At 60.7% G+C, this 25,228-nt stretch carries 29 protein-coding genes; 13 read left to right on the forward strand and 16 right to left on the reverse strand.

Going from position 1 to position 25,228, the window contains the following annotated elements; translation table 11 throughout:
- Positions 1–256 precede the first annotated feature (256 nt).
- From ABCW43_RS08395 to ABCW43_RS08425, 7 genes are all read left to right on the forward strand, one after another.
- Positions 257–1,504 carry a glycosyltransferase family 2 protein gene (locus tag ABCW43_RS08395; RefSeq protein ID WP_345922968.1) on the forward strand — a complete coding sequence of 416 codons (1,248 nt, stop codon included), beginning with the start codon at positions 257–259 and terminating at the stop codon, positions 1,502–1,504.
- A 99-nt stretch (positions 1,505–1,603) separates the two neighbouring features.
- Positions 1,604–2,377 carry a glucose-1-phosphate cytidylyltransferase gene (gene rfbF / locus ABCW43_RS08400; RefSeq protein ID WP_037087070.1) on the forward strand — a complete coding sequence of 258 codons (774 nt, stop codon included), beginning with the start codon at positions 1,604–1,606 and terminating at the stop codon, positions 2,375–2,377.
- Complete coding sequence (gene rfbG, locus ABCW43_RS08405; protein WP_345922973.1) at positions 2,359–3,441, forward strand: CDP-glucose 4,6-dehydratase; 1,083 nt, start codon at positions 2,359–2,361, stop codon at positions 3,439–3,441. Before rfbF ends, rfbG begins: the two co-directional genes overlap by 19 nt.
- Entirely contained in the window at positions 3,438–3,998 is a 561-nt protein-coding gene (locus ABCW43_RS08410; protein WP_345922975.1) for a dTDP-4-dehydrorhamnose 3,5-epimerase family protein, read from the forward strand. The genes rfbG and ABCW43_RS08410 overlap by 4 nt, the downstream gene beginning before the upstream one ends.
- Positions 3,995–5,218, forward strand: a complete 1,224-nt coding sequence (locus tag ABCW43_RS08415; RefSeq protein ID WP_345922977.1) for a class I SAM-dependent methyltransferase — start codon at positions 3,995–3,997, stop codon at positions 5,216–5,218. Before ABCW43_RS08410 ends, ABCW43_RS08415 begins: the two co-directional genes overlap by 4 nt.
- Positions 5,215–6,048 carry an NAD-dependent epimerase/dehydratase family protein gene (locus ABCW43_RS08420; protein WP_345922980.1) on the forward strand — a complete coding sequence of 278 codons (834 nt, stop codon included), beginning with the start codon at positions 5,215–5,217 and terminating at the stop codon, positions 6,046–6,048. Before ABCW43_RS08415 ends, ABCW43_RS08420 begins: the two co-directional genes overlap by 4 nt.
- Positions 6,049–6,184: 136 nt before the next feature.
- Positions 6,185–6,955, forward strand: a complete 771-nt coding sequence (locus ABCW43_RS08425) for a cephalosporin hydroxylase family protein (protein ID WP_345922982.1) — start codon at positions 6,185–6,187, stop codon at positions 6,953–6,955.
- Between the two features lie 152 nt (positions 6,956–7,107).
- Here the strand turns inward: ABCW43_RS08425 and ABCW43_RS08430 are convergent, their stop codons facing one another.
- The 13 genes from ABCW43_RS08430 to ABCW43_RS08490 are packed head-to-tail and all read right to left on the reverse strand — an operon-like array spanning position 7,108 to position 16,089.
- Positions 7,108–7,626: a flagellar basal body-associated FliL family protein gene (locus tag ABCW43_RS08430; RefSeq protein ID WP_345922984.1), complete on the reverse strand. Its 519-nt coding sequence runs from the start codon at positions 7,624–7,626 to the stop codon at positions 7,108–7,110.
- A 42-nt stretch (positions 7,627–7,668) separates the two neighbouring features.
- On the reverse strand, positions 7,669–8,388 hold the full coding sequence (gene flgH, locus ABCW43_RS08435; RefSeq protein ID WP_037087079.1) for a flagellar basal body L-ring protein FlgH: 720 nt from the start codon (positions 8,386–8,388) through the stop codon (positions 7,669–7,671).
- The gene (locus ABCW43_RS08440) at positions 8,385–8,945 is read right to left on the reverse strand and encodes a MotE family protein (RefSeq protein WP_345922988.1); all 561 of its coding nucleotides are present in this window, start codon (positions 8,943–8,945) and stop codon (positions 8,385–8,387) included. Before ABCW43_RS08440 ends, flgH begins: the two co-directional genes overlap by 4 nt.
- Positions 8,942–10,072, reverse strand: coding sequence for a flagellar basal body P-ring protein FlgI (locus tag ABCW43_RS08445; protein ID WP_345922990.1), 1,131 nt, complete (start codon positions 10,070–10,072; stop codon positions 8,942–8,944). The genes ABCW43_RS08440 and ABCW43_RS08445 overlap by 4 nt, the downstream gene beginning before the upstream one ends.
- Positions 10,069–10,551 carry a flagellar basal body P-ring formation chaperone FlgA gene (gene flgA, locus ABCW43_RS08450; protein ID WP_345922992.1) on the reverse strand — a complete coding sequence of 161 codons (483 nt, stop codon included), beginning with the start codon at positions 10,549–10,551 and terminating at the stop codon, positions 10,069–10,071. The genes ABCW43_RS08445 and flgA overlap by 4 nt, the downstream gene beginning before the upstream one ends.
- Positions 10,552–10,571: 20 nt before the next feature.
- Positions 10,572–11,360 carry a flagellar basal-body rod protein FlgG gene (gene flgG, locus ABCW43_RS08455; RefSeq protein ID WP_037087082.1) on the reverse strand — a complete coding sequence of 263 codons (789 nt, stop codon included), beginning with the start codon at positions 11,358–11,360 and terminating at the stop codon, positions 10,572–10,574.
- Positions 11,361–11,377: 17 nt separating this feature from the next.
- Positions 11,378–11,716 (reverse strand): flagellar hook-basal body complex protein FliE, encoded by a 339-nt coding sequence (gene fliE, locus ABCW43_RS08460; RefSeq protein WP_345922995.1) that lies wholly within the window; start codon positions 11,714–11,716, stop codon positions 11,378–11,380.
- Positions 11,713–12,132: a flagellar basal body rod protein FlgC gene (gene flgC / locus ABCW43_RS08465; protein WP_345922997.1), complete on the reverse strand. Its 420-nt coding sequence runs from the start codon at positions 12,130–12,132 to the stop codon at positions 11,713–11,715. Before flgC ends, fliE begins: the two co-directional genes overlap by 4 nt.
- 4 nt (positions 12,133–12,136) lie before the next feature.
- The gene (flgB, locus tag ABCW43_RS08470) at positions 12,137–12,523 is read right to left on the reverse strand and encodes a flagellar basal body rod protein FlgB (RefSeq protein ID WP_037087087.1); all 387 of its coding nucleotides are present in this window, start codon (positions 12,521–12,523) and stop codon (positions 12,137–12,139) included.
- 53 nt (positions 12,524–12,576) lie between these two features.
- Entirely contained in the window at positions 12,577–13,143 is a 567-nt protein-coding gene (locus tag ABCW43_RS08475) for a hypothetical protein (protein ID WP_046603236.1), read from the reverse strand.
- A gap of 7 nt (positions 13,144–13,150) precedes the next feature.
- A complete protein-coding gene (gene fliI / locus ABCW43_RS08480; protein WP_345923003.1) occupies positions 13,151–14,548 on the reverse strand; it encodes a flagellar protein export ATPase FliI in 1,398 nt (465 codons plus the stop codon).
- A 22-nt stretch (positions 14,549–14,570) separates the two neighbouring features.
- Positions 14,571–15,308 (reverse strand): flagellar basal-body rod protein FlgF, encoded by a 738-nt coding sequence (flgF, locus tag ABCW43_RS08485; RefSeq protein ID WP_037087090.1) that lies wholly within the window; start codon positions 15,306–15,308, stop codon positions 14,571–14,573.
- 1 nt (position 15,309) lies between these two features.
- A complete protein-coding gene (locus ABCW43_RS08490) occupies positions 15,310–16,089 on the reverse strand; it encodes a DUF1217 domain-containing protein (protein ID WP_345923006.1) in 780 nt (259 codons plus the stop codon).
- Between the two features lie 200 nt (positions 16,090–16,289).
- Between ABCW43_RS08490 and motA the strand changes: the two genes are divergently transcribed.
- The 6 genes from motA (at position 16,290) to ABCW43_RS08520 (ending at position 21,600) form a co-directional block, all read left to right on the forward strand.
- Positions 16,290–17,159, forward strand: a complete 870-nt coding sequence (motA, locus tag ABCW43_RS08495; RefSeq protein WP_345923008.1) for a flagellar motor stator protein MotA — start codon at positions 16,290–16,292, stop codon at positions 17,157–17,159.
- On the forward strand, positions 17,159–18,112 hold the full coding sequence (locus tag ABCW43_RS08500) for a FliM/FliN family flagellar motor switch protein (protein WP_345923413.1): 954 nt from the start codon (positions 17,159–17,161) through the stop codon (positions 18,110–18,112). Before motA ends, ABCW43_RS08500 begins: the two co-directional genes overlap by 1 nt.
- A gap of 74 nt (positions 18,113–18,186) precedes the next feature.
- Positions 18,187–18,786 (forward strand): flagellar motor switch protein FliN, encoded by a 600-nt coding sequence (gene fliN / locus ABCW43_RS08505; RefSeq protein ID WP_345923010.1) that lies wholly within the window; start codon positions 18,187–18,189, stop codon positions 18,784–18,786.
- A gap of 28 nt (positions 18,787–18,814) precedes the next feature.
- Positions 18,815–19,867 carry a flagellar motor switch protein FliG gene (gene fliG / locus ABCW43_RS08510; RefSeq protein ID WP_345923013.1) on the forward strand — a complete coding sequence of 351 codons (1,053 nt, stop codon included), beginning with the start codon at positions 18,815–18,817 and terminating at the stop codon, positions 19,865–19,867.
- Between the two features lie 213 nt (positions 19,868–20,080).
- Entirely contained in the window at positions 20,081–21,160 is a 1,080-nt protein-coding gene (gene flhB, locus ABCW43_RS08515; RefSeq protein ID WP_345923015.1) for a flagellar biosynthesis protein FlhB, read from the forward strand.
- Between the two features lie 5 nt (positions 21,161–21,165).
- Positions 21,166–21,600: a BspJ family T4SS effector nucleomodulin gene (locus tag ABCW43_RS08520; protein ID WP_345923017.1), complete on the forward strand. Its 435-nt coding sequence runs from the start codon at positions 21,166–21,168 to the stop codon at positions 21,598–21,600.
- A 48-nt stretch (positions 21,601–21,648) separates the two neighbouring features.
- Here the strand turns inward: ABCW43_RS08520 and visR are convergent, their stop codons facing one another.
- From visR to fliF, 3 genes are all read right to left on the reverse strand, one after another.
- The gene (gene visR, locus ABCW43_RS08525) at positions 21,649–22,395 is read right to left on the reverse strand and encodes a transcriptional regulator VisR (protein ID WP_046603227.1); all 747 of its coding nucleotides are present in this window, start codon (positions 22,393–22,395) and stop codon (positions 21,649–21,651) included.
- A gap of 13 nt (positions 22,396–22,408) precedes the next feature.
- A complete protein-coding gene (gene visN, locus ABCW43_RS08530; RefSeq protein WP_345923020.1) occupies positions 22,409–23,125 on the reverse strand; it encodes a transcriptional regulator VisN in 717 nt (238 codons plus the stop codon).
- Positions 23,126–23,536: 411 nt separating this feature from the next.
- Positions 23,537–25,207: a flagellar basal-body MS-ring/collar protein FliF gene (gene fliF / locus ABCW43_RS08535; protein WP_345923022.1), complete on the reverse strand. Its 1,671-nt coding sequence runs from the start codon at positions 25,205–25,207 to the stop codon at positions 23,537–23,539.
- Positions 25,208–25,228: the final 21 nt, after the last annotated feature.

The raw sequence follows: 25,228 nt of genomic DNA on the forward strand, positions 1-25,228 counted from the left end.
GGGTACTCGTACACAGAAAGCCACGCCGGCCTGGCCCAACCATAATGCCTGGGCTGCCGACGCGATCTTCATTCAGCTTGGCGCAAGTCTGGTCGAATAGCCTCAATCCAGGAATAGCTAATGGACGTACAGAGCCTGGAAAAGCCCATGCTGGCTCTCGCGTCGATCGGAAGCGCCTCGGAACATCCGCCGCTGAGTGTCCCTTGCTTGCGGCGAGCCCGCTGCGCTTTCGAACAAATCAGATCGAGGAAATTCGGTGTCTTACATCAAACTCAGCATATGCATCCCGACTTACAACCGTGAGAAACACCTGCACGATTGCCTGGAACGGTGCCATCGCGATTTCCGCTTCGATTTCCCCTATGAAATCGTCATTTCCGACAACGCCTCGACCGACAATACCGGCGCGGTCGCCAAGGAATTCATCGAGCGGGGAATGCCGATCCGTTACGTCAGGAGCGCCGAGAATGTGGGGATGATCCCCAACATGAACAGCGCCCTGCGGCTGGGGCGTGGCGAATACATGCTCTACCTCGCCGATGACGATCGCCTCATCCCGCAGGAAGTCGCCAATATCGTCGCGTATCTCGACGAAAACCCCAACATCACGGTCGTCCATGCGCCATGGGCAATGTATGACGGCATCAACGAAGTCGAGGGCGGACTGTTCTACACGGTCAACGAAGACAAGGTTTTTCCGCAGAAAAGCTTCGCCGAAGTTTTCAACTACATGTTCCGGGGCCACATCTTCCCTGAAATCGGCATCTACCGCGCCAGCGCGTTCCGGTCCTCATGGGTTCCCAGGGACATCTGCTTTTACCCCTTCCCCATGCTGGCCCACTTCCTGGACCAGGGCGACATCGCCTTCCGCAAAACGCCCTTCTATCGCCAGGTCATCGCATCCGGCGTCGAACGCGATCGTGTTCAGGGGGGCGCTCAGATCGCAGCAACCGGATGGGACCAGTACCGCGGCGGACTGGAATACTTCCTCTACTTCGCATCCAAACGCGGCAAGGTCGGCACCTCGCCTGACGAACGCGCGACGCAGGAGCATCTCTGCAGAAACTTCACGCTACAGCGAATGGCCGTCTCGATGCGACTGCTCGTCGGCATGCGCGAATACGTGAAGGCGTACGAGGTCTATACGAGAATGGTCTTCGGAGGCTTCGACGAGCATCCGGAAGTCATGTCCTTCAAGGAAGGCGGATTGCTCGCAACGGCACTGCAGACCCTTTCCTGGCAGTTGGGGGTAACTGCAGGCATCGAGAATCTCGTCATCTCCGGATACCCGGACATCGTAACCCTCAAGGAACGGCTCCAAAGGGTACGGTTGCCTTCGCGACTGGAGATCATCGACGAGCCGGCGGAACCTACGCCCGCGCAGCTCGAGAATACGGCGATCCTTGTGCATTTGCCGGAAGAGCGGGCCCGTTTCGTTGAGATGGGTTATCTGCCCAACCTCGTGTTCGCCCAGGACGACCTGATCAAGACCATTTTGCTTTAGCGCATGAAGGCGTTTAGCCGATCGCCAGAGAAGCCTATTCGCATGGTTTGCTGGCGGTGGTCGTTCAATGGATAAGCCGTCAGTTACGGAGAGACGGAATTGAAAGCTGTAATTCTCGCCGGTGGGTTGGGAACCCGCATCTCCGAGGAGACGCATCTCAAGCCCAAGCCGATGATCGAAATTGGCGGACGGCCGATCCTGTGGCACATCATGAAGCTCTACTCCGCCCATGGCGTGAACGAGTTCATCATCTGCTGCGGATACAAGGGCTACGTCATCAAGGAGTATTTCGCGAACTACTTCCTGCACATGTCGGACGTCACCTTCGACATGGCCTATAACGAAAAGCAGGTCCATCGCCGCAGCGCCGAGCCCTGGAAAGTCACGCTGATCGATACCGGCGAAGCGACGATGACCGGCGGGCGGCTGAAGCGGGTCTCCGAATATCTGCGTAACGAGGAAAGCTTCTGCTTCACCTATGGTGACGGCTTGAGCGACGTGAACATCACCGAGCTCGTCAAGTTCCATCGGTCGCACGGCAGGAATGCGACGGTTACCGCTGTGCATCCGCCCGGTCGCTACGGCGCGCTCGAACGCTCCGGCAACCAGGTCACCGGTTTCGTCGAAAAACCGCGCGGCGATGGCGGCATGATCAATGGCGGTTTCTTCGTGCTTTCGCCGAAATGCATCGACCTCATCGAGGGCGACAACATTCCGTGGGAATCCGCGCCGATGGCGAACCTTGCCACGATGGGCGAGCTGATGGCCTATGAGCATGAAGGTTTCTGGCAGCCGATGGACACGCTGCGCGAAAAGAACCTTCTCGAAGACCTCTGGGCCTCTGGAAAAGCGCCATGGAAAATCTGGCCGTGAGCGGCGGGGCTCGCCCGGACCGTGGTTTCTGGGCGGGTAAACGCGTTGTTCTGACGGGGCATACGGGTTTCAAGGGCGCCTGGCTTTCGATCTGGCTCGGGCATCTCGGCGCCGAGGTCACCGGCATTGCCTTGCCGCCCGAGACGCAGCCCAGCCTTTTTGCACTCGCACGGCCCGATCTCAAGGAAAGCCATTTCCAGGACATTCGCGACGCGGGGAAACTCGCCGAACTCGTGCGGGCCGCCTCCCCCGATATCGTGATGCATCTCGGCGCCCAGGCCCTGGTGCGCCCGAGCTATCAGGACCCGCTCGGCACGTTCGCGACCAACGTGCTCGGAACGGCCAACCTGCTCGAGGCAGTCCGTTCGGTCCCAACGGCGCGCGTCGTTGTCGCGATCACCACGGACAAGGTCTACCGCAACCTTGAACATGCCTTCCCCTACCGGGAGACGGACCATCTCGGCGGGCACGACCCCTATAGCGCCAGCAAGGCGGCATCAGAGATCGTCATTGCGAGCTACCGCGATTCGTTTCTCCGCGAAAAAGGCGTGGCGGTCGCCAGCGCCCGAGCCGGCAACGTGATCGGCGGCGGCGACTGGTCGGCCGACCGTCTGCTGCCGGATGCGGTGCGCGCCTGGCAGTCCGGCAACACCGTCAGCGTCCGACGCCCGGAGGCGAAGCGCCCGTGGCAGCATGTGCTCGAGCCGCTTTCGGCCTATCTCGTGCTTGCGGAACGGCTGTGGGTCAATCCGGCGATCGGTGATGCCTTCAATTTCGGCCCGATCAGCCACGAAGCGGCGCCGGTGCGCCAGGTCATCGAGATTGCCCGCGCCTCCTACGGCCGCGGCGAAGTCGAATATGGCGACGGCACCGAAGGACCGCACGAAGCGGGCTGGCTTGCCTTGGAAACCGCCAAGGCGCGGCATACGCTGGGCATCGAACCACGCTGGTCGCTGGCGGAAGCTGTCGACCGGACCATGAAATGGTATCGTGCGCAGCATGACGGCGCCGATGCCCGCGCACTTTGCGAAGCCGAAATCGCCGAATACGAGGCACGCCCTTGAGCCGCTTCACCGTCACCGACCTGCCGCTTGCCGGCCTGAAACTCGTCGAACGCCAGAATCTCGGTGATTCGCGCGGTTTCCTGTCGCGCATGTTCTGCGCAGACGAGCTGGCGGCGGCGGGTTGGGCAAAACCGATCGCCCAGATCAACCTGACGATGACGGCGCGCAGGGGCACGGTGCGCGGCATGCATCTCCAGCACCCGCCGCATGCGGAGATGAAGCTCGTCAACTGCCTGCGCGGCGCAGTCTGGGATGTCGCCGTGGATCTCAGGCGCGATTCCCCGACCTTCCTGAAATGGCATGCACAAGAGCTTTCCGCCGAGAACCGCCATTCGCTCCTAATCCCGGAAGGGTTCGCGCACGGCTTTCAAACTCTGACGGACGACTGCGACCTCCTCTATTTCCATTCGATGCCCTACGCATCGGGCTCCGAGGGCGCGCTGAACGCGCAGGATCCCGCACTCGACATCGCCTGGCCGCTGGTAATCACCGAAATGTCGGATCGGGATCGCGGTCATTCCAACCTGACATCACAATTCACGGGACTGACGCCATGAACTGCCGCCACTGCGGTACCACGCTCCGCTGCGATTTCCTGGACCTCGGCTTCGCGCCGCCGTCCAACGCCTATCTGACCGCCGAGGATCTCTCCAGGCCGGAAGTCTATTTTCCCTTGAGGCTGCAGGTCTGCGAGGAATGCTGGCTGGTCCAGACGGAGGACTATGCTTCCGCCGAATCACTCTTCAGTGCCGAATATGCGTATTTCTCCAGCGCATCGACGAGCTGGCTTGCCCACGCGGCCCGTTATGTCGAGATGATCACTTCCCGTCTCGGTCTCGGCCGGGACAGCATGGTCATCGAGGTCGCCTCCAACGACGGTTATCTGCTCAAGAATTTCGTCAAGGCCGGCATTCCCTGCCTCGGCGTCGAGCCGACGGCGAGCACGGCCGAAGCCGCCGAGGCGCTCGGCATTCCGGTCCGCCGGGAGTTCTTTGGGGAGGCGCTGGGCAAGCAATTGGCCGGCGAAGGCAAGGGTGCCGATCTCATCCTCGGCAACAATGTCTATGCCCATGTCCCCGATATCAACGATTTCACGCGCGGTCTGAAGGCGGTGCTTAAGGCCGGCGGCACGGTGACGCTCGAATTCCCGCATGTGATGCGGCTCATCGAGCACAACCAGTTCGACACGGTCTATCACGAGCACTTCTCCTATCTTTCGCTCTTCACGGTCGGAAAGATCTTCGAAGCGGGGGGCTTACGCGTCTTCGATGTCGAGGAATTGCCGACCCATGGCGGCAGCCTGCGCGTCTACGGCTGCCATGCAGGTGATTCGCGCCAGACGACCGAAGCCGTCACCACGCTGCTCACCGAAGAGGCGCGTCGCGGTCTCCAGACGTCGGCGACCTATGCGGACTTCCAAGCTAAGGCCGAGAAGGTCAAGAACGATACGCTCGTCTTCCTTCTGCAGGCAAAGCGCGAGGGCAAGACGGTGGCAGCCTATGGGGCTGCGGCCAAGGGCAACACCCTGCTCAACTTCGCCGGCGTCAAGCCGGACCTGCTGCCCTATGTCTGCGATGCGGCCGCCGCCAAGCAGAACAAATTCATGCCGGGCAGCCATATCCCGATCCTGCATCCCGACGAGATCGTCGCGCGCCGGCCGGACTATGTGATGATCCTGCCCTGGAACATTGCGACCGAAGTCCGCCAGCAACTGGCTTCGCTTGCCGAACAGGGCACCAGGTTCGTGACGGCGGTGCCGGAGTTGCAGATCGTATGACGCGACTGGTTCTGCTCACCGGAGGAACAGGTTTTGTCGGCCGGCAGGTGCTTCGGTCGCTGACCGAATCCGGTGCGCGCGTTCGTGTTGTCCTACGGGAAGGATCAGCCGAGAGCCGGCTTGGCGATCCCTCCGCCGTCGAGAGCATGGTGCGGACGCCGGACCTGTTCCGCGAGCCGGTCGAGTGGTGGGCGAAGGCGCTTGAAGGCGTCGATACCGTCGCGCATGTCGCCTGGTATGCCGAGCCCGGCAAATACCTGCAGTCGCCGGAAAATATCGTCTGCCTCGAGGGCACGTTGCGCATGGCGCAGGGCGCGGCACTCGCCAGGGTCAAACGGTTCGTCGGCGTCGGCACATGTTTCGAATACGATGTCTCGGTCGGCATGCTGGCCACCGATACGCCGCTGCGCCCGATCAGCCCCTATGCGGGCGCGAAAGCCGCGGTATTCCTGGCTCTGTCGCAATGGCTGCCCCTGCATCAGATCAGCTTTGCCTGGTGCCGGCTCTTTTATCTTTTCGGCGAAGGCGAGGACGAGCGCCGTCTCTTCCCCTATCTTCGGACGCAGCTTGCCGCAGGCAAGCCCGTGGATCTGACGAGCGGCAACCAGATCCGCGACTTTCTGGACGTGCGGGAAGCGGGAAGGCAGATTGCCGATATCGGACTCGGCGACAGAACGGGAGCAGCCAACGTCTGCTCCGGAATTCCGGTCACGGTGCGGCAGATAGCCGAGCGGTTAGCCGACGAGTATGGTCGCCGCGATCTCTTACGATTCGGCGCCCGTCCCGATAATCTGGTGGATCCGCCTTGCGTCGTGGGACTGAGGCGGTAGGAAACGTGGCATAGCTGTTAGGCGGCCCGACAGCCGCGACAGCCTGCCTTGGGTAAACGGCAACCGGTGGTGCTGCGTTGGGATTGCCAAAGAGAATTCGAACAAAGTTGCAACGCTGACATACAGAGGACCCATCATGACTGATTTCCAGAAGGAAGTCGAAACTCGCGTCGAAGCCGTCGCCGGCAACAGCGAGTTGAAGGACAAGGCCGCAAAATTCTTGGAAGCGTCGGTGGCGTCCAAATATTCCTACAACTTCTTCTGGCTCGGCCGGCCCATCATCCAGTACCCCCAGGACATGGTGGCGATGCAGGAACTGATCTGGGCGGTGAAGCCGGACCTGATCATCGAAACCGGCATCGCACATGGCGGATCCCTGATCCTCAGCGCGTCGATGCTCGCCATGATCGAATTGGCGGAAGCTGCGGAAAAGGGCGAGGTCGTCGATCCGAACAAGCCGAAGCGCAAGGTTCTCGGCATCGACATCGACATCCGCGCCCATAACAAGGCGGCGATCGAGGCGCATCCTTTCTATCCGCGGATCCAGATGATCCAGGGGTCGAGCGTTGCCGACGACATCATCGCCCAGGTTCGCGAGGTCGCCTCGCAGTATTCGAACATCCTGGTCTGCCTCGACAGCAACCACACCCATGAGCATGTCCTCAGGGAACTCGAACTCTACGCGCCGCTGACGAGCATCGGCAGCTATTGCGTCGTCTTCGACACCCTGGTCGAGAACATGCCGGCGGAAACCTCCAACGATCGCCCCTGGGGTCCCGGGGACAATCCGATGACGGCCGTGCACGAATATCTGAAAACCCATTCGGAATTCGTCATCGACAAGCATGTCGAGAACAAGCTGCTGGTCACCGTCGCTCCGGACGGCTACCTCAAGCGCGTCCGTTGACGCTTTACAGACGAAATAGATCCCGGCGCGCCGGATACGCGTCGGGGTCGCCTCGGTCCGGCGATCCGGGCGCACTAGAGTTAAATTTCCAGATATAAAAAGGCGGCGAAGCATGGCTTCGCCGCCTTTTTATATGACCGGATCGCTTGCCTTTATTCGATCACGAAGGACCGGAACATCACCTTGGCGACCTTGCCCTGAGAGCGAAGATCGACGCGTTCCTTGATATCGTCCTTGAGATACTGGAAGCCGCGTGGGCCCTCGATCTGCTGCAGCGAAACGGTGCGCATGTAGGCAAGGATATCCTGGTGGATATTTTCCGCGAGCGGCAATTCCGGCGGCCCCTTGAATGCAAGCGCCACTTCGAGCCGGATCCAGTTTTCGGACGGATAGGCGAGATTGGTGGTAATCGGCTCGAGGAGAACGACGCCGTTCGCCTCGGTGGAAATGTGGGGAAGCCCCTCTTCCTTCTTGCCGGCCTCGCCGTGTTCGCCGCCGGCTGCCGCCGTCTCGTGCTTCTGCGCCGCGTTCGGGTCCTTCGGAGCGATCATGCCGCCGACGACCCAGCCGCCGCCGGCGCCGATCACGGTCAGGATCGCGACGCCCGCGATGACCATGATGGTGCCGTTCTTCTTCTTAGCGGCGTCGGCCGCCTGTGCTTCATCCGCCATGGTCTTCAAACCTTCACATCAAGAGACCTTCGCCCAGGTCCGTCAGAAGGGCGAGAACATATCGACGACCTGCTGACCGACCGGCGGCTGCTGGACTTCCGTCAGGCGGCCACGGCCACCGTAGGAGATGCGGGCCTCGGCGATCTTGTCGTAGGAGATCATATTGGTGGAATCGACATCCTGCGGCCGGACGATGCCGGCAACATTCAGAATGCGGATTTCGTGATTGACGCGCACTTCCTGCGAGCCGCTGATCAGGAGATTGCCGTTTTCGAGAATCCCGGTCACGACGGCAGCCACGAGCAGCTTCAGGCTTTCGGCACGCTTGGTCGTTCCCTTGCCCTGCGAATCCGTGCTCGAATCCGTACCGAGATCGCCGGTCGTGCCCGCTTTCGGGGTCCAGCCGAACAGGTTGCTGAGATTGGCCCCCCAGGTCAGGCTGGTCGAATTCGTGCGGTTGCGTTCCGTCTCGTTGTCGAACGACGCCTTGTCGTTGATCTTGATATCGACCGTCAGGATGTCGCCGACATTCAAAGCGCGAGAATCCTTGAAAAGCGCAGCCTGATTGTCGCTCCAGAGCGAATAGCCGCTGGCCATCTGCCGCGGCTGCTTCGGATAGGACGACATCTGCGGCGCCTGCGCATATTGCAGGCCGCTGCCGATCGGGCTCATCGCCGGCGCATTGCCGATCTCCTTGATCGTCTGGCTCGAACAACCAGCCAGGAACAGAACGGCCATGATGGCGGGAATGCGTTTCGTCATGAGGGCACTTTCGGAACATTGGGAGCGCGTGCTTTCGACGTGTTGGGGTCGGAAGCGCTTGAGATGATCGTGGAGATCATGCCGGCCTTCTGCGGGTCCATTTCCGCGAGGAAAAGGGCCGACTGGCGGGCGGGAAGCTGCATGATGATCGCGGCTGCGACCTCCATGTTCATTTCTCCGAGCTGCGGCGCTGCCGCATCCGGTTTCATCGTCTTGAAGATATCGACCAGGCCCGCCTGGGCCCGCGCCAGGAAGTCGTTGCGGCGCTTCAGCCAGTCCTGGTATTCGGCGGTACGATCCTGGAGGGCCTTGATGCGGTCGTCGACATCGGCCTGCAGCTTTTCGAGCTCCTGCTTCTGCAGGAGATAACGCTGATCGCGCGCGGCATCGGCGATATTGGTGCAGAATTTCTGGATTTCGTCGCTGGTCGACACTTCGGTGACCGGCGGCGGCTGCTGTGCTCCGACCTGAGACACCAGTGTCAGGACAGCCGCGGCAGCGAGGACGCGGCGCGCCAGCGTCTTGGATACGGAAATGGTGAATAGCGTCTCGGTCATTGCAGGACGAGCTCCGCTTGAAGGGCGCCGGCGGACTTGATGCCTTGCAGGATGGCGATGATGCCGTCCGGCTTGACGCCGATGCTGTTGAGACCGGCGACCAAGGTCCGCAGATCCGGACCGTTGAGGAGCGCGACCTGGCCGCCGTCCTTCATCGCCATGATATCCGTCTGGGGCTGAACCGCCGTCTCGCCGCGCGAGAAAGGTTCGGGCTGGATCACCTGCGGGGTCTCCGTGACCTGCACCGTCAGCGTCCCGTAGCTCACGGCAACGCGCGAGATCTTCACATCCGCGCCGATGACGATCGTGCCGGTCCGCTCATTGACGACGACCTTGGCCGGCGTATCGGTCTCGACCACGAGGTTCTCGATCTCGGCCATCAGGCGCGTCAGATCGGCGGACTTCGGCTTTTGAACGATCACTTCCTGGCTGTCGCGAGGTTCTGCGATCGGACCGCCGTACCGGCGGGCCGCGAAGCTGTTGACGATGTCGGAGACACGCACCGCGGTCGAGAAATCCGGATTGCGGAGCTGCAGGACGAGGTTCACCGAGTCCTTGAACTTGGACGGCAATTCGCGCTCGACGATCGCACCGTTCGGAACGCGGGCCGCCGTCGTCACGCCTTCGGTCAACGTGGCCGCCTGGCCCTGGGCCGAGAAACCGGACACGACCAGCGCACCCTGGGCGACGGCGTAGATCTGGCCGTCGGCGCCGGAAAGCGAGGTCATGACCAGCGTGCCGCCGCGTAGCGAGGTCGCGTCGCCGAGCGAGCTGACCGTGACGTCGATGCGGCTGCCGGGGCTGGCGAAGGGAGGCAGGTTGGCCGTGACCATGACGGCCGCGACGTTCTTGGCGTTGGACTGGCTGCCCTGGGTCGAGATGCCGAGGTTCTGCAGCATCGCCTTCATCGACTGGTCGGTAAAGGGAGACGAGCGCAGGCTGTCGCCCGAGCCCTGAAGACCGACGACGAGGCCGTAGCCGATCAGCTGGTTGTCGCGGCCGGCCTGCAGGGACGCGATGTCCTTGATACGGGCGGTGACGACATAGGGACCGTCGGCGGATGCCGGCGCGCCGCCCAGGAGGGAGCCGATCACGGCAAGTGTTGTGAGGAAGAGACGGGTTCTCATTTCGCCATCACCTGGATCGTCCCATCAGCCATGACGGTACCGCTGACCGTGACACCCGAATCGATGTTGCGCACACGAATGACATCCCCGACCGCCGCATTCTCAAGCGGCGCGCCGGAGGCCGAAATGGTCATGGCGCCGATGGTGAAGGTCAGGCGAACCGACTTGCCGCGCGTGACCGCGAAGGCTTCGCGAAGTGCCGAAACCGGAACGGTGCGCCCGGCCAACAGCGTGCGTTTTGCCACCATGCCCACGACTTCCTCGGTCCTGCGGGCATAGTCGCCGCCCAGATTCGGATTGGTGACCTGCACCTCCTCGACCCTGCCCTCGGTGATCTCTTCGCCGGGATAAATGGTCTGGACCGGCACAACAGCCGTCCCCATGCCGGCGAGGGCCGGCGAGCCCGTTACGGCAAGAAGCGCTGCCAGGAGCCGCAAGGCCAGCCTGGCGCCAATCGCATTTTTCCGGCGAAACTTCATGTCTGCCCGTCTCCTGTTTATTATTTCAGGTTCTTGCTGACGATCGTAGCCATCTCATCGGCGGTGGTGATGACCTTGGAGTTCATCTCGTAGGCGCGCTGGGCGGAGATCAGATCGGTGATCTCCCGGACGGCGTCGACGTTCGAACTCTCCAGATAACCCTGCTTCAGATAACCGAAGCCTGGATCCTCGGGGGCTGCCACGATCGGTTCGCCGGATGCGGCGGTCTGCGCAAACAGGTTGTCGCCGAGCGGCTGCAGGCCGGCCTCGTTGACGAAGTTGGCGGTTGTGAGCTGGCCGATCTCGGTGAAATCGGGGGAATTGCCGATGCGGACCATGACCTGGCCGGTGCGGGTGATCTTGGTTTCGCTGACATCTGCCGGGAAGGTGATGTTCGGCACGACTGCATAACCGTCAATCGTGACCAGCTGGCCATCGGCGTTCTTGTTGAAGGCGCCGGCGCGGCTGTAGAGCGTCTGGCCATCCGGGGTCTGGATCTGATACCAGCCGCGGCCGACGATCGCCACGTCGAGATCGTTCTCGGTATGGGTCAGTTCACCCTGGGTGTGGATGTTGCGAACAGCCGAGGTCTGCACGCCGAGACCGATGTTCGCGCCTTCGGGCACGATCGCCTGGTTGGCGCGGTTCGGAACGCCCTGGGCACGCTCGCTTTGATAGAGAAGATCGGAAAACTCGGCGCGGGCGCGCTTGTAACCGGTCGTGTTGATGTTCGCGATGTTGTTCGCGATGACTTCGAGATTGGTCTGCTGGGCATCCATGCCCGTTGCTGCGACGGAAAGCGCTCTCATGTCTTCGTCCTCAAACTCTAGATCTGCATTTTCGTGACTTCGAGATAGGCGGAGACGATCTTGTCTCGCAGCGCCATGGCGGTCTGGAGCGACTGCTGCGCTTCAAGAACCGCATCTACGACTTCGCGGGTATTGGCCTTGCCCTGGATGGCCTTGAACGACATCGATTCCGCGCCCTTCAGGCTGTTCATCGTGTCCGTCGCCATGTTGGCCATGACGCTGCCGAAATCCATGCCGGTGTTCTGGCCGGGCGTCGTCGCGATGCCGCCGGCGAGCGTGGAGCTGCTTGCGGAACCGACCTCGTCGAGGCCGTTGGTCAGCGAGAGAGAGCTAAGGTTTTGAATCTTGTCAATCATTGTCCGGCCTTCAGAAGGTCAATCGTCGCAGCGATCAGTTCGCGCGTCTGCTTGATGGTCTGGATGTTTGCGTCGTAGGAGCGATTGGCCTCGCGCATGTCGGCCATCTCAATCAGCATGTTGACGTTGGGCATCTTGACCATGCCCTTGGCATCGGCGGCCGGATGGTCCGGATCATATTCCTCGATGAACTTGGAGCTGTCGTTGCCGAGCTTCTTGATCTCGACCACGTCCACGCCGCTTGCTCTATCCAACTCGGAGCCGAAGGTTATCGTCTTGCGGCGGTAGGGGTCGGCACCGGGCGTGTCGCCGGTGGAGCGGGCGTTGGCGATGTTTTCGGAAACGATGCGCAGACGTGTCGACTGCGCCTCCATTCCCGATCCAGCGATCTTCAGGGAGGCTGAAAGCGGATCCATTTGCTTACCTCTTAACTAACGTCAGCATCATGCTGTGAAACGATTTCACTAGTCCTGTGCTCAATTCGTATTGGCGTTTGATTTCACCCGTCTTCGTCAGCTCGTCGGCCAGCGAGACGGTATTTCCGGATTCCTGGACACCGATTTCCTCGTTCAGTTCCGATGCCTTGATGTCGATCTCATCGCTGAGGTCGTTGCTGGCGAAATGGGCCGGATTGGTGCGGGCCATCGGAACATGCGTGCGGTCCAGCACCGAGTCGAAAGGCGTGATATCCTTCGCCTTGAACTTCGGCGTGTTGGCATTGGCGATGTTGCCCGCAACAACTTCCTGGCGCACCGAAAGCCACTCGGCCTGACGGGATGCCATTTCGAACAATTGAATCGGTTGCATAGGCTTGTCTCCATCTTCTGTCCGGAAACTAAGCCAGTAACCTTGCGTCGGACTTACGGGCGAGCACTCCCGCCGGTGTCCTGATAAACTTCTCCGCTGGAAGTAATGATCACCCACTTGCCGCCACGTTGTTCGAGCGTGGCGAGCTTGCTGTTGTCGGGCAAAACCGAGCCGACCCGGACCATATACATGCCGGAGCCGTCCTCGATGAGCGCGCGGCCATTGGCGACGTGCAGCAGCCGGAAATTGCCTCGCCCCGGAAAGGGCTGCTCTTCCTGCAGATTGCCGTCCTTGCGCGTCTCGCCAAGGGACGACGTGGTGGCCGTGGTCAGCGCATCCATCGGCTCGACAGGCTTCGGCCAATCGTCCTTGGAACTGTCGGTCATGGCAAGAGGCGATACGGTGACGACTGAGCGCGCGGCGCCCGGGGGCAGATCGCGCGTCCGGCCGAGCGCTTCCGTCCGGATGCCGAACTTGTCGGCATTCAGGAAGACGTACCAGGGAAAGAAGGCGGAGGCCGCGGCCAGCGTGATGCCCGTCGCGACAAGGATCTTGTCGCCCAATCGCGACCGAGCCTCTTCCGATTGAGCCGCCGCTTCCTGGTTGTTCTTGTCGCTCATCGAATAATCACCTTCTTGCTATGGCCGACTGCGGATTGCCCTGCCCTGCCGCCGCCCGCAGCGCATTGGCCAGATCCGCGTAAGCATCGAGCGCCGGCTTCTCCCCCGGCGTCTGCTTCAAGACTTCGTAGATGACCGGCACCTGCTTGATCGCCATGTCGAGATCCGGATCGCTGCCGGCGCGGTAACCGCCGATCAGGCGCAGGTCGCGCGTCTCCTCGTAGCGGTGCACCAGCGATTTCAGGCGCGACACCAGCTTTTCCTGATCCTCGGTCCAGGCCTTTCGGGCAAGACGCGAGATCGAGGAGAGCGGGTTGATCGGCGGGTAACGGCCTTCCTCGGCAAGCGAACGCTCGAGAACGATGTGACCGTCGAGAATGCCGCGGGTCGAGTCGGCGATCGGGTCGTTGTGGTTGTCGCCATCGACAAGGATGGAGATGATCGCGGTGATCGTACCCGTTCCCTCGACGCCCGGGCCAGCGCGTTCAAGCAGGCGCGGCAGCTCGGTGAAGACCGACGCCGGATAACCGCGGGCGATCGGCGGCTCGCCTGCCGCAACGGCGACCTCGCGAATCGCATGGGCAAAACGGGTGACGCTGTCGGCGATGAACAGGACGTTGTCGCCCTGATCGCGGAAATGTTCGGCGATGGTGATCGCCACCAGCGGCGCCATCTTGCGCAGCATCGGGCTTTCGTCGCTGGTCGCAACGACGGCGATCGATTTCGACATGTGCTCGCCGAGCGTATCCTCGATGAATTCGCGCACTTCGCGGCCACGCTCGCCGACCAACGCGATCACCACCTTATCGAAGGAGTCGGCTCTGGCGAGCATCGAGAGAAGCGTCGACTTGCCGACGCCTGAGCCGGCGAAAATGCCAAGGCGCTGGCCGAGGCAGAGCGGCGAGAAGATGTCGATTGCCCGGACCCCGGTCCTGAAACCCTTTTCAACGCGGCTGCGCGTCATCGAAGGCGGAGCGGTATTGGCGATCGACCGCGGATGAAGACCGCGCCCGACCGGACCCTTGCCGTCGATCGGCTCTCCGAGCGAATTGATCGTGCGTCCACACCAGCTATTGTCCGGCGCGACACGAAAGGCGCCCTTACGGATCACCGTATCGCCGATGCCGATCGGCTCGCCGGGCTCGATGGGGCAGACGTAGATAATGTCCGGCTCGACGCGGACCACTTCGCCGAGATGGATGCCGGTCGCGCTGCGATGGGCGACGAATTCGCCAAGCCGCACGTGTTTCGACAAGCCCGCGACGGTATAATGTCCTGCAGCGATGGTCCTGACATGACCACCGTGGGCGACCGAGAAGGCCGGGTCGGAATAACGTGCCGAAAGGCCGGCAAGCTGGACCAGCTTGCCGCCGTTGACTGCATCGAGGATAGCCGCTTCCATCATGGTGGGCCCTCTTTCCTATCGTTTAGGCGTTGGAGCCGCCGAGTGTCTTGATCGCATCGTCCAGCGAGGTCTCGCTATCGCGCATCAGCGACGAGATGCTTTCGAAAGCGCGGTTGACCTGGATCAGCTGGGTCATTTCGCGGATGCCGTTGACGTTCGCCCCTTCGAGGTAGCCCTGAACGACGGAATTCTCGATGCCCTCGAGCACCGGCTGCGGGGTATCGACGGTGATGACACCGGAGTTGTCGTGGCGGACGAAGCCCTTCGTGACGTCGGCCGTGAACAGACCGAGACTGGCGACGGGCTGTTCGTTCTGCCGGATGATACCGTCGGAGCCGACAGTCGGAGGGCCGCCGTCGCGGTTGAGCTGGATCGGCGCGCCACCGGCATCGAGAACCGCATAACCGCGGATCGAACGGAGCTGGCCGAGTTCGTCCATCGTGAAACGGCCGTCGCGGGTCAGCACCTGGCCGGCGGGTGTGTCGATGGCGAACCAGGCATTGCCCTTGATCGCGAAGTCGAGAGGGTTGCCGGTGCGTTGCATTTCGCCGGTCCGGGTCGACAGATAGTCGTTGCCCTGGGTGACGAACGCGACCTTTGCACCGATATCGTTCTGGGTCTTGCTCAGGACCTCGTCGAACTTGACCTCCGTGGAACGGAAGCCGACGGTGTTCATGTTGGCCATATTGTCGGCGATCGTGTTCAAGCGGCGCTCGAGCGCGATCTGGGAAGAGATGCCGACGTAAAGTCCGGACTGCATATCATTTGCCTCCGAGTTTCAGGTTATTGATCGAGATCAGGAGATCCGTGGAAATTCCGCTCGAGGATGGGGAATTGAAGACGGCGAGCGGATCGTAGCTCTCGGTGGGATTGCTGATCTCCCACATGGCCGTGAACCGCTCGAGAAACTTGTTGACCTTGGCCGGGTCCTGGAAATCCGCGATCTTGACCGTGTCTTCGATGTATTTGGCCTGGCGGTCGAGGTCGGCGCCGATCATCTCGGCCGACATGCCAAGCGCGGTGCGCATGACCTCCGAAAGCGCGTCGTCGGCAAGAACTTCCATGCCGGATTTGATCGTCGGGGCAGTGCGCTCGAAATAGAGCGCCAGCCGGACGCCCATGTTGTCGACGCCCGCATCCTCTTCCAGCGTCTGGCGCTGGAACTTGTCGACGACGCCCTTCTGGGCCTTGTCGAAGGAGGTGGCGGTGGAGCCGAAGGCGGCAAAATTCAGGGATTCGGCGAGCTGCGCATAACGGCTGTCCGAGAGCTGGTTGGCGAAATCCGCCTTGTTGTCGGTGCCCTCCTTCAGGACCTTGCGGATGAATGCCTTGGCATAAGCCATGTCCTCGAGACCGTGAGCCTTCAGCGCGTAGTTATAGATGCGCGTATCGGCCATGAAGTCGTCGATGGTTTTGATGCTGCCGATCTTGGAGAGATAATATTCGCTCTCGCGCGCAACTTCCGGCTTTTCGGCGACGCGTTGCAGCGACTTCGACATGTCACGGCTGATCATTGCGTAGCTGGTATAGGTCGTGATCACGGTAGCTCTACCTAAGTCCGCGGAAGCGGCGGACGTCGCTGCGGAGCGGGCAATCCGGTCCGATCGTCGGCAGAACTAGGCTCGAAGACTTGTGCGAAGCTGTTCCGGACCTGCTTTCATTGGCGTCTCCACAGCCAGCCTCACGCAAGCCAGACGCCTTATCCCCAAGACAAACGAAAACGATCGGGCACAGGTACGCGATGAATATTATTATCGGCTTTGTCATCACCGTTGGCTGTATTCTCGGCGGCTTCATGGCCATGGGGGGCCATATCGATGTCCTCATCCAGCCCTTCGAGCTGATGATCATCGGCGGCGCCGGCCTCGGTGGCTTCATCATGGCCAACCCGATGAAGGTGGTGAAGGATAGCGGCAAGGCGCTCGGAGAGGCGTTCAAGAACGCGGTGCCGAAAGAGCGCAACTATCTCGACGTTCTCGGCGTGCTTTATTCGCTGATGCGCGACCTCAGAACCAAGTCGCGCAACGAAATCGAAGCGCATATCGACAATCCGGAGGAATCGCCGATCTTCCAGACCGCTCCGACGGTCCTGAAGAACAAGGAACTGACGGCCTTCATCTGCGACTACGTGCGCCTTATCATCATCGGCAATGCCCGCTCTCACGAAATCGAGGCGCTGATGGACGAAGAAATCAGCACCATGTTCGCCGACAAGATGAAGCCCTATCACGCGATCACCGCGATGGGAGATTCCTTTCCGGCCATCGGCATCGTCGCCGCCGTTCTCGGGGTTATCAAGGCGATGGGCAAGATCAACGAATCGCCGGAAGTTCTCGGCGGCCTCATCGGTGCGGCTCTCGTCGGCACCATGCTCGGCATCTTCCTATCCTATTCGGTCTGCAACCCGCTGACCTCGCAGATCAAGATCGTCCGCACCAAGCAGCATCGCCTGTACATCATCGTCAAGCAGACCCTGCTTGCCTACATGAACGGCTCCGTGCCGCAGGTCGCGCTCGAATACGGACGTAAGACGATTTCCAACAAAGAACGGCCCTCGATCGACTCAGTCGAGCAGGAAATGATGAATCCTGGTGGAGAAAAGGCGGCATGATGACGTCGAACCAAGCAAACCAATCACCGGCGCCGGGCATGGACCTGGCGCTCCTGGCAAAACTGACCGGAGGCCTCGGCGACAAGAAAACCGTCGAGAAGATCAGCAGCGAATTCGCACAGCTCTATGCGGAATTCCTGCCGGACGTCTTCCACAGCGAAACCGGCATCCGGATCGGCGTCTCCTATGTGAGCTGCACGTCCGGCCTGATGACCGATCTCATTGCCGATCTCGGCGATGGGTTTGCCCTTTCCGATGGATCCCTGCGCAACTGGTCGCCGAACTTCGTGCTCGGTTGCGGCAACAGTTTCGTGATTGCGCTCATGGAGCTAATGCTGGGCTCCGCGCTCGAGACGATCGCACAGCCGATCGAACGCCCGCTTTCGGATATCGAACTCGACCTCGCCGTGATGGTCTTCGAGCGGATTGCCGATGTGCTGCGATCGGGTGTCAACGCTCAGGGAGGCTTCGAAGCAAGCCTTGAACGGCCTCACAACGCCGAAGACCGCCCAAAGCCGGACGATCTGTCGCGCCCGGAATTCGGCGTCTCCATCCGCATGGCGTTCGAGCTCGGCTCGGTGACCTCCGAATTCGCTCTCGTCATCCCTCAACGTGCTTTCCTGAAGACCAAGGTCACCGCGCCGAAGGCGAAGGCCCAGGCTTCGAAAGCCAAGCAGGAATGGACGGACCGCATGAACGACCAGGTCCGCCGCTCGCACGTCACCCTCGAGGCCCGCATCCGCCTGCAGAAGCTGACGCTCGGTACGATCTCGCGGCTCGCAGCCGGCGACGTGATCGCCTTCCAGGACAAGCGCGATGTCCAGGTTCAGGTCAGTGCAAACGGCCGGGATATGTATTCGTGCGAATTCGGGCGGTCCGGCGAGCGATATACAGTCCGCGTAAAGGATAACATCAGCACGGACGACGAGATTCTCCAACACCTGATAGGCTAGACCCGCGGCCAGCCCGCCATCGGTTTTTTTCGCCAAGGCAGGCTGACGCAAGTTTCAACAGGAATAATCACCGCATGGCTACGAAGAAGACACCTCTCACTGACGACGACTCGCTGATGCCGCTCGGCAATGATGCCGATCTGGATCAGGCCATCGACGATTTGCGCGGCGTCTTGAAGACGGATGCCGACGGCGGCGCGCCTGATTTCGATGCCGATTTCGGTTCGTCCGCAACCTCCGATTTTTCGGCCGACGCTCCGTCCTTCGGCGGCGGTTTCGAAGCACCGGCCGATACATTCGGCGGCGGTGGCTTCGGTGGCGGTGCCTCGGGCCTTGGCGGCGCAAAAAACTTCGGCGGCAACGATTTCGGCAGCTCGACATCCAGCAGCGCCGCCTACCAGGAACCGGGCAGCGCGCTCAACGCCAATCTCGACCTGATCATGGATATCCCGATCGACGTCGAGATCGTGCTCGGCACGAGCCGCATGCAGGTGTCGGGCCTGATGACCCTCGAGGAGGGTGCGACGATCGCACTCGACAAGAAGATCGGCGAGCCGGTTGAAATCGTGGTCAACGGACGCCGCATCGGCAAGGGCGAAATCACCGTGCTGGAAAATGACGATACGCGTTTCGGTGTGCGACTGACGGAAGTACTGAGCACGAGAAGAACCTGATCCCTGTTTGGGACAGAGAAGGAAGACCATGATGGACTTTGAGGATTTCGGTGGCAGCGCCCTCTCTACGAAACCGTTGTCCAAGGCCGAAAAGGCCGCGGCAGTGCTCTTGGCTATGGGCAAGGGCGTCGCTGGCAAGCTTCTCAAGTATTTCACGCAGGCCGAGCTGCAGAATATCATCGCCTGTGCCCAGAGCCTGCGCGCCATCCCCCCGGACGAACTCCTCGAGCTCGTCAACGAGTTTGAGGACCTGTTCACCGAGGGCACGGGCCTCATGGACAATGCCGCAGCGATCGAGGGCATCCTCGAAGCGGGCCTGACGCCGGAGGAAGTCGACGGACTGCTCGGCCGCCGGGCCGCGTTCGACGACTACCAGGCCAATATCTGGGACCGCCTGCAGGATGCCGATCCGGCATTCGTGGGCAAATTCCTGTCGCGCGAACACCCTCAGACGGTCGCCTACATTCTTTCACAGATGCCGTCGATCTTCGGCGCCAAGGTCCTTCTCCAGCTTCCCGACAGCCGCCGCGCCGATATCATGAACCGCGCCGTCAACATGAAGGAGGTCAGCCCCAAGGCTGCGCAGATCATCGAGAACCGGGTGATGGAACTGATCGCGGCAATCGAAGCCGAACGCAACTCGAGCGGCTCGAACAAGGTTGCCGAGCTGATGAACGAGCTCGACAAGAGCCAGGTCGATACCCTGCTCTCGTCGCTCGAAACGATCAGCAAAGACTCCGTCAACAAGGTTCGCCCGAAGATCTTCCTCTTCGAAGACCTGCTCTACATGCCGCAACGCAGCCGCGTCATGCTGCTCAACGACGTCGCAGGGGACATTCTCACAATGGCGCTGCGCGGTGCGACCAACGAGATCAAGGAATGTGTTCTCGCGGCGATCAGCCCGCGCCAACGCCGCATGATCGAAAGCGATCTCGCGGTCCAGAACATGAACCTCAATCCGCGCGAAGTGGCGATCGCCCGCCGCGCGATCGCCCAGGAGGCGATCCGGCTCGCCAATTCGGGCCAGATCATGCTCAAGGAAGAAAAGAAGGAAAGCGACAAGCCGGCCGAAGCCGCCTGAACTGCCTATTGAGGCGCCACGAAGGAAGCGGAGCGGGAGACATCTCGCTCCGTTTTCGTTTCAGCCCGTCTTTCGCCGTTATTTTCTCGCCACCCACAGTCTTTTTGTTGACTCGATTAGCGGCTAGCAGGCGATGCGGTAACATCGCGGGCGGCGGCGGCCGATTCGTTTGAGCCACGTCCTCGCAACCGGAAGACCGATTGGTTCAAAGCCGTGTCCGACGACGATAAAGACAGTAAAACAGAAAACCCGACCGCCAAACGAATGTCGGAAGCGGCAGACAAGGGTAACGTCCCGGTCTCCCGAGAGGTGCCGCTTTTCGCCTCCATGCTGGCATTCTATGTCTTTCTCGTCTTCTTCCTGCCCTCGAACATCGCAAAAATGGCCGAGACGCTGAAGGACCTTTTCGAACAGCCGGACCAGTGGCGGCTCGAAAATTCGACGGACGTCGTCTCGCTGAGCGTCCATCTCGGCTGGGCGATCGCGGCGTTCCTCGTTCCGGTGATGCTGCTCTTCATCATTTTCGGGCTTGGCTCGTCGTTCGCGCAGAACATGCCGTCGCTGGTCCTCGAGCGTGTGCGGCCGCAGATTTCCCGCGTTTCACCCGCCAAAGGTTTCGGGCGGATTTACAGTGTTCCGGGTTTTGTCGAATTCGGAAAGTCGATCTTCAAGATCCTGATCGTGGCGGTGATCATGTATTTCGCCTTGCGCGGCGAATATCTTTCTTCCCTGGACGCGATGTTCTCCGATCCGCAGGTCATCCTCGTAAAACTGGACACAATCATCCGCCGAATGGTGGTCGTTGTCGTCCTGTCGGCGGGGATACTTGCCGTGGTCGACGTCCTGTGGACGCGCTATCACTGGTACAACGAACTCAAGATGACCAAGCAGGAGGTCAAGGACGAATACAAGCAGGCGCAGGGCGACCCGATCGTCAAGCAGCGCCAGAAATCGGTCGCCCGCGACCGTGCCCGCCGGCGGATGATCAACAACGTGCCCCGCGCCACGCTCGTGATCGCCAACCCGACTCACTTTGCAGTAGCGCTGCGTTACGTGCGCGAGGAGAACGACGCACCGGTCGTCGTCGCCAAGGGCCAGGACCTGATTGCCCTCAAGATTCGCGAAATCGCCGAGCAAAACGACATCCCCATTTTCGAAGATCCGCCCCTGGCGCGCTCCATGTTTGCGCAAGTCTCGGCGGATAGTGTCATTCCGCCAGTCTTCTACAAGGCTGTGGCAGAACTCGTGCACCGGGTCTACGCTTCCCGGTCGCTCAAAAAACGGACACGCTGAGCGTCATGAAGAAATGCACCTACTCCACCGAACGGGAAGAAATCGTTGCACAAGCAATCAGCCCGGTGGCTTCGGAACTTCGCCTGCTCGATGCCGGTGATCTCATCTCACTTCTACGTCTAGAGTGCCACAGCAGCCTTGCCGATCTCGTGTCTTCAGCAGCCGAGCTCTATTTTCATCCGGGGACCGTCAGTTTCGGCGCCGGCGGCGACTACAAGCTCGAATGGAACGGCAAGCCGGAAGTCGTCCTCGACCTCGAAATCAAACCGCGCGGCGTTTCGGTCTATGCGCGCCTGACGCTTGCCGACCAGCTGGCAGCCCTCGAGATCGACCACATTGCATTCCAGGCTCCCTTCGAGGATCCTCACGACAACACCGCCTTCCTGGCAAAAAGCCTCCAGGAAGCCAAGTTTGTGAAGACCAGCAACTCGCAGATGTGAGCCCGCCCGGCCCCAAGGCGAAAAGACGGTCTTCTTTCTCTGAACGGATCAGTGGATGTAACCGAGCCTAATCGCCTTGGCGATCGCCTGGATGCGGTTGACCGAATCTAGCTTGATGGTCGCCGAGCCGAGATAGGCGTTGACGGTGTGGACAGAGAGCCCGAGCTTTTCGGCAATCTCCTCGCTGATGCGGCCGTCGCCGGCCAGTTGAAGGCAGGCAATCTCGCGTTCGCTCAGCGATTCCGCCGGGACGCTGCGGCGTTCGTCAAGCGCCAGCAGGTCCATGACCACCTGGCAGCTCCTGACATGCTGGTCGATGATGACATCGCTCACCAAATCCATCGATGTCCCGAAGAAGGCGACGTAGCCGTTGCCGAGGGCGCCGAGGCGCACGGGAAAGGCGATCCCCGAAAAGGGAACGACGCCGGAATCCAGGCGATGCGTCAATGGCGAAAATTCCCCCGCATCGGCAAAGCTTGTATTCTCCGATCCGTTCCAGATCAGCGGCAGAAGCGACGTTTCGATATGGTCCAGCAGCGCCTCGCCATAAACACCGATGAGCTGGTTGCTGCTCTCGAGCGCGCCGGCTCCCCAGTTTTCGAGCTCGCATACCAGCTTGCGCTTGTTGGGCAGCCCGGCGCCGGCAATCCGGAAAACCGCAAAATTCCGCGCCTTCAGGTTCTTCTGCATGGCGACAAGTTTCGGAAAGATGTCCGACCTGCTCGATGCGCGCTGGAGGCGCAGATACTGGATGCTTCCAGGTCCGTCTGCCGTGCCGCTGCGCGAATAACCCATTGAAATTATTTTCCTAAACTAAGTTGTTGCGAACCGCGTAGGCAATTGCCTCGGAGCGAGTCTTGGTTGCCGTCTTGCGCATCACGCTGGTAATGTAGTTGTTGATCGTATTGCGGGATATGCCGAGGATTACGGCGATCTCGTCACTGGTTTTGCCCTCCGCAATCCAGAAGAGACATTCCAGCTCGCGTTCCGTCAGTTCGAAATCACGCTCCGTCCTGGCGTCGGTATTCTCTCCAAAGCTGGCGCCGTAGGCTGCGAACAGGCCCACCTCCCTCAATCGTTCCTGCGACAGGATGATGCCGTCCAGGAAAAGCAGCATCAGCGAAAACCGCGTCCTCCCGACGCAAAAGGTCAGCGCGCAGTACTGCCGGCTGATGTCATCCGGCGGCACGATGTCGTCAGGCAACAAGGCAAAGCTGGGAGTCAGCAGCGAGAGGCATTTTTCCAGTTCGGTGGAACGCGCGTAACCGCTTGCGAGCTCCGAGCCCAAGCGCCGTACGAGATCAAAGGGCCAGTTGGAGGTAACGATGAAATCGAGGCCCTGTTCCTGGATGAGGTCGTAGCGGGCCAGCAGAAAATGAGAAGCACCGACGTAATCCGCGAGCAGGCGCATGACCGCCTGAATGTTGTTGGAGCCCGCCAAAACCGAAAGACGGCGAACCAATTGCTCACGCGAGAGTCCTCTGGAGCCGGCAGACTCCGCATAGGAGCGCCCCTCCGTCATCATTTCTACCCCCGACAACTCCATTCGGTACCTGCTCCCCGCCACGTGGTGCATTCATCATGAATGCCCGCATCGCGGCATGTTGCGATTTCCATACAACCCCTCCAGCGCCGAAACGATCCCGGATTAAGCAAATACATCAAGAATATTGGCGGTAGCCGCTTTCCCTCGTCGTAGACACCGGGAGTTTCAGCAGTTCCACCTCTTTGGGACCTCTGGAAGTGATTGTACGAATCAAGGCCATTGTAGGAGACGCTTTACGAATTACCATCGCCTCGACACCGGATTTCCCCAGTTGCGCCATATTCATGTTGATTCGCCATATAGATAAATGAGCCAAGTGTGCGGCGGGGCTGAAAAGAAATGGGCCGGACAAGGTCCGGCCCATAGCGATCATATTTTCGTGATATCCTGTCAGGCTGCCTTTTCGAGTGCCCACTTGCGGAGAATCTTGGCGGCGCGCTCTTCGGAGATTTCGACCATACGGGCCAGGCGTTTTTCGGGCCCTTCCTTGACGCGGCGGTTGAAGCCTTCGTCGTCGCCACCGCCCAGCATGTCGTTCGAGCTGTCGAAACCGAAGTCGGAGCCGAAACCGTCCATGAGTGCCGGGCTGCCGGTCGTCGGCGAGAAGTCCGGAAGTTCGAGACCTGCACCGTCCGCTGCTTCGCCGGCGACGCTGGTACCGCTGACGGTGCGGATGAGCGGGCGAAGACCGAGCCAGACCACCAGGAAAGCAACCAGGACGAAGGCGAGCGAGTTGATGATGCCTGCGACATTCCGGCTGAGCATGTCCATCACGCCCGGGCCGCTGGAGGCTTCGCTGAGCAGTTGGTTTTCCAGGAAGTCCATGGCAGTCAACGTGACTATGTCGCCGCGGTTGGCATTGATGCCGGCTGCGGATGCCACGATCTTCTGCATCTCGGCGAGATAGGCATCGACCTTGGCCTGGTCGGCCGGCTCGCCGACCATTTTGGCAATCCGACCCTTGTTGACGACGACTGCGACCGAAACCTTCTCGATCTGGTAGCTGTTGCGCGTCGTGGCAACGGTCTTCTGGTTGATTTCGTAGTTGGTCTGCTCTTCCTTCTTGTCGGACTGATCAGACGATTTCGGACCATTCGCCCCACCTGGAGGCGGAGCGGCCTGCGGCACGTTCTGCTCGACGGTAGTGGCGTTGTCGTCCTGGGTCTGCTGCGATTTCGACGCTTCCTTGGTGGTGCGGACCGAGCGTTCGACGCGGGAGTTCGGATCGAACACCGTCTCGTTGATCTGCTGGCTGTCCGTGTTCAGGGCCGCCGTGACGCTGGAGCGGAAATTGTCCATGCCGAGGAAAGGCGCCAGCGCCTTGTCGATATTGTTTTCGATTTCCTGCTGAACGTTCTGGACGATGCTCAGCGACTTGTTCATTTCGCTGCCGCCGTATTCGTCGCCGGATGCGAGCAACTGACCGGCGGAATCCAGAATGGTCACGTCGTCCACGTCGAGGCCGGGGACTGCGGAGGCGACAAGGTGGCGAATGGACGAGGCAGCCTTGCGCCCCGTCGTCGAACTGGCCCGGATCATCACCGATGCCGTCGGTTTCTGCTCACCCCTACGGAAGTTGCCGACATCCGGCATGACGATATGAACGCGGGCGGCATTGACGCCGTTGATCTGCTGGATCGACCGGCCGATCTCGCCTTCAAGGGCGCGAACGCGGGTGACTTCCTGCATGAAGGAGGTCAGGCCGAGCGAACCAACGTTGTCGAAGAGCTCGTAACCGGCGTTGGTGCTGTTCGGCAGGCCCCGCTCGGCCAGCAGAAGCCGCGCCTTGCTCGTCGAGCCGGCAGGAACCTGAAGGCTCGAACCGTCCGTACCGATCTGGAAGGACATGTTGGCCTCGGCCAGCGCGATGCTTACCTGGTTGAGGTCGGCCGTATCCAGGCCGACATAGAGCGTCTCGTAGGCCGGCTTGTTAACGAAGAGGGCCGCAGCAATGACGATCGCAATTGAAACGACGCCGACAGCGCCTAAAGCAATAAGTCGCGTCTGGCCTAAACCGGCCAGATTTTTAAAGACTTGTGAAAATTGAGCCAACAGATTCATTCTGTTCCCACATCGCCAACT

The sequence above is a fragment of the Neorhizobium tunisiense genome (genome assembly GCF_039631515.1).
Lineage (GTDB): Bacteria > Pseudomonadota > Alphaproteobacteria > Rhizobiales > Rhizobiaceae > Neorhizobium.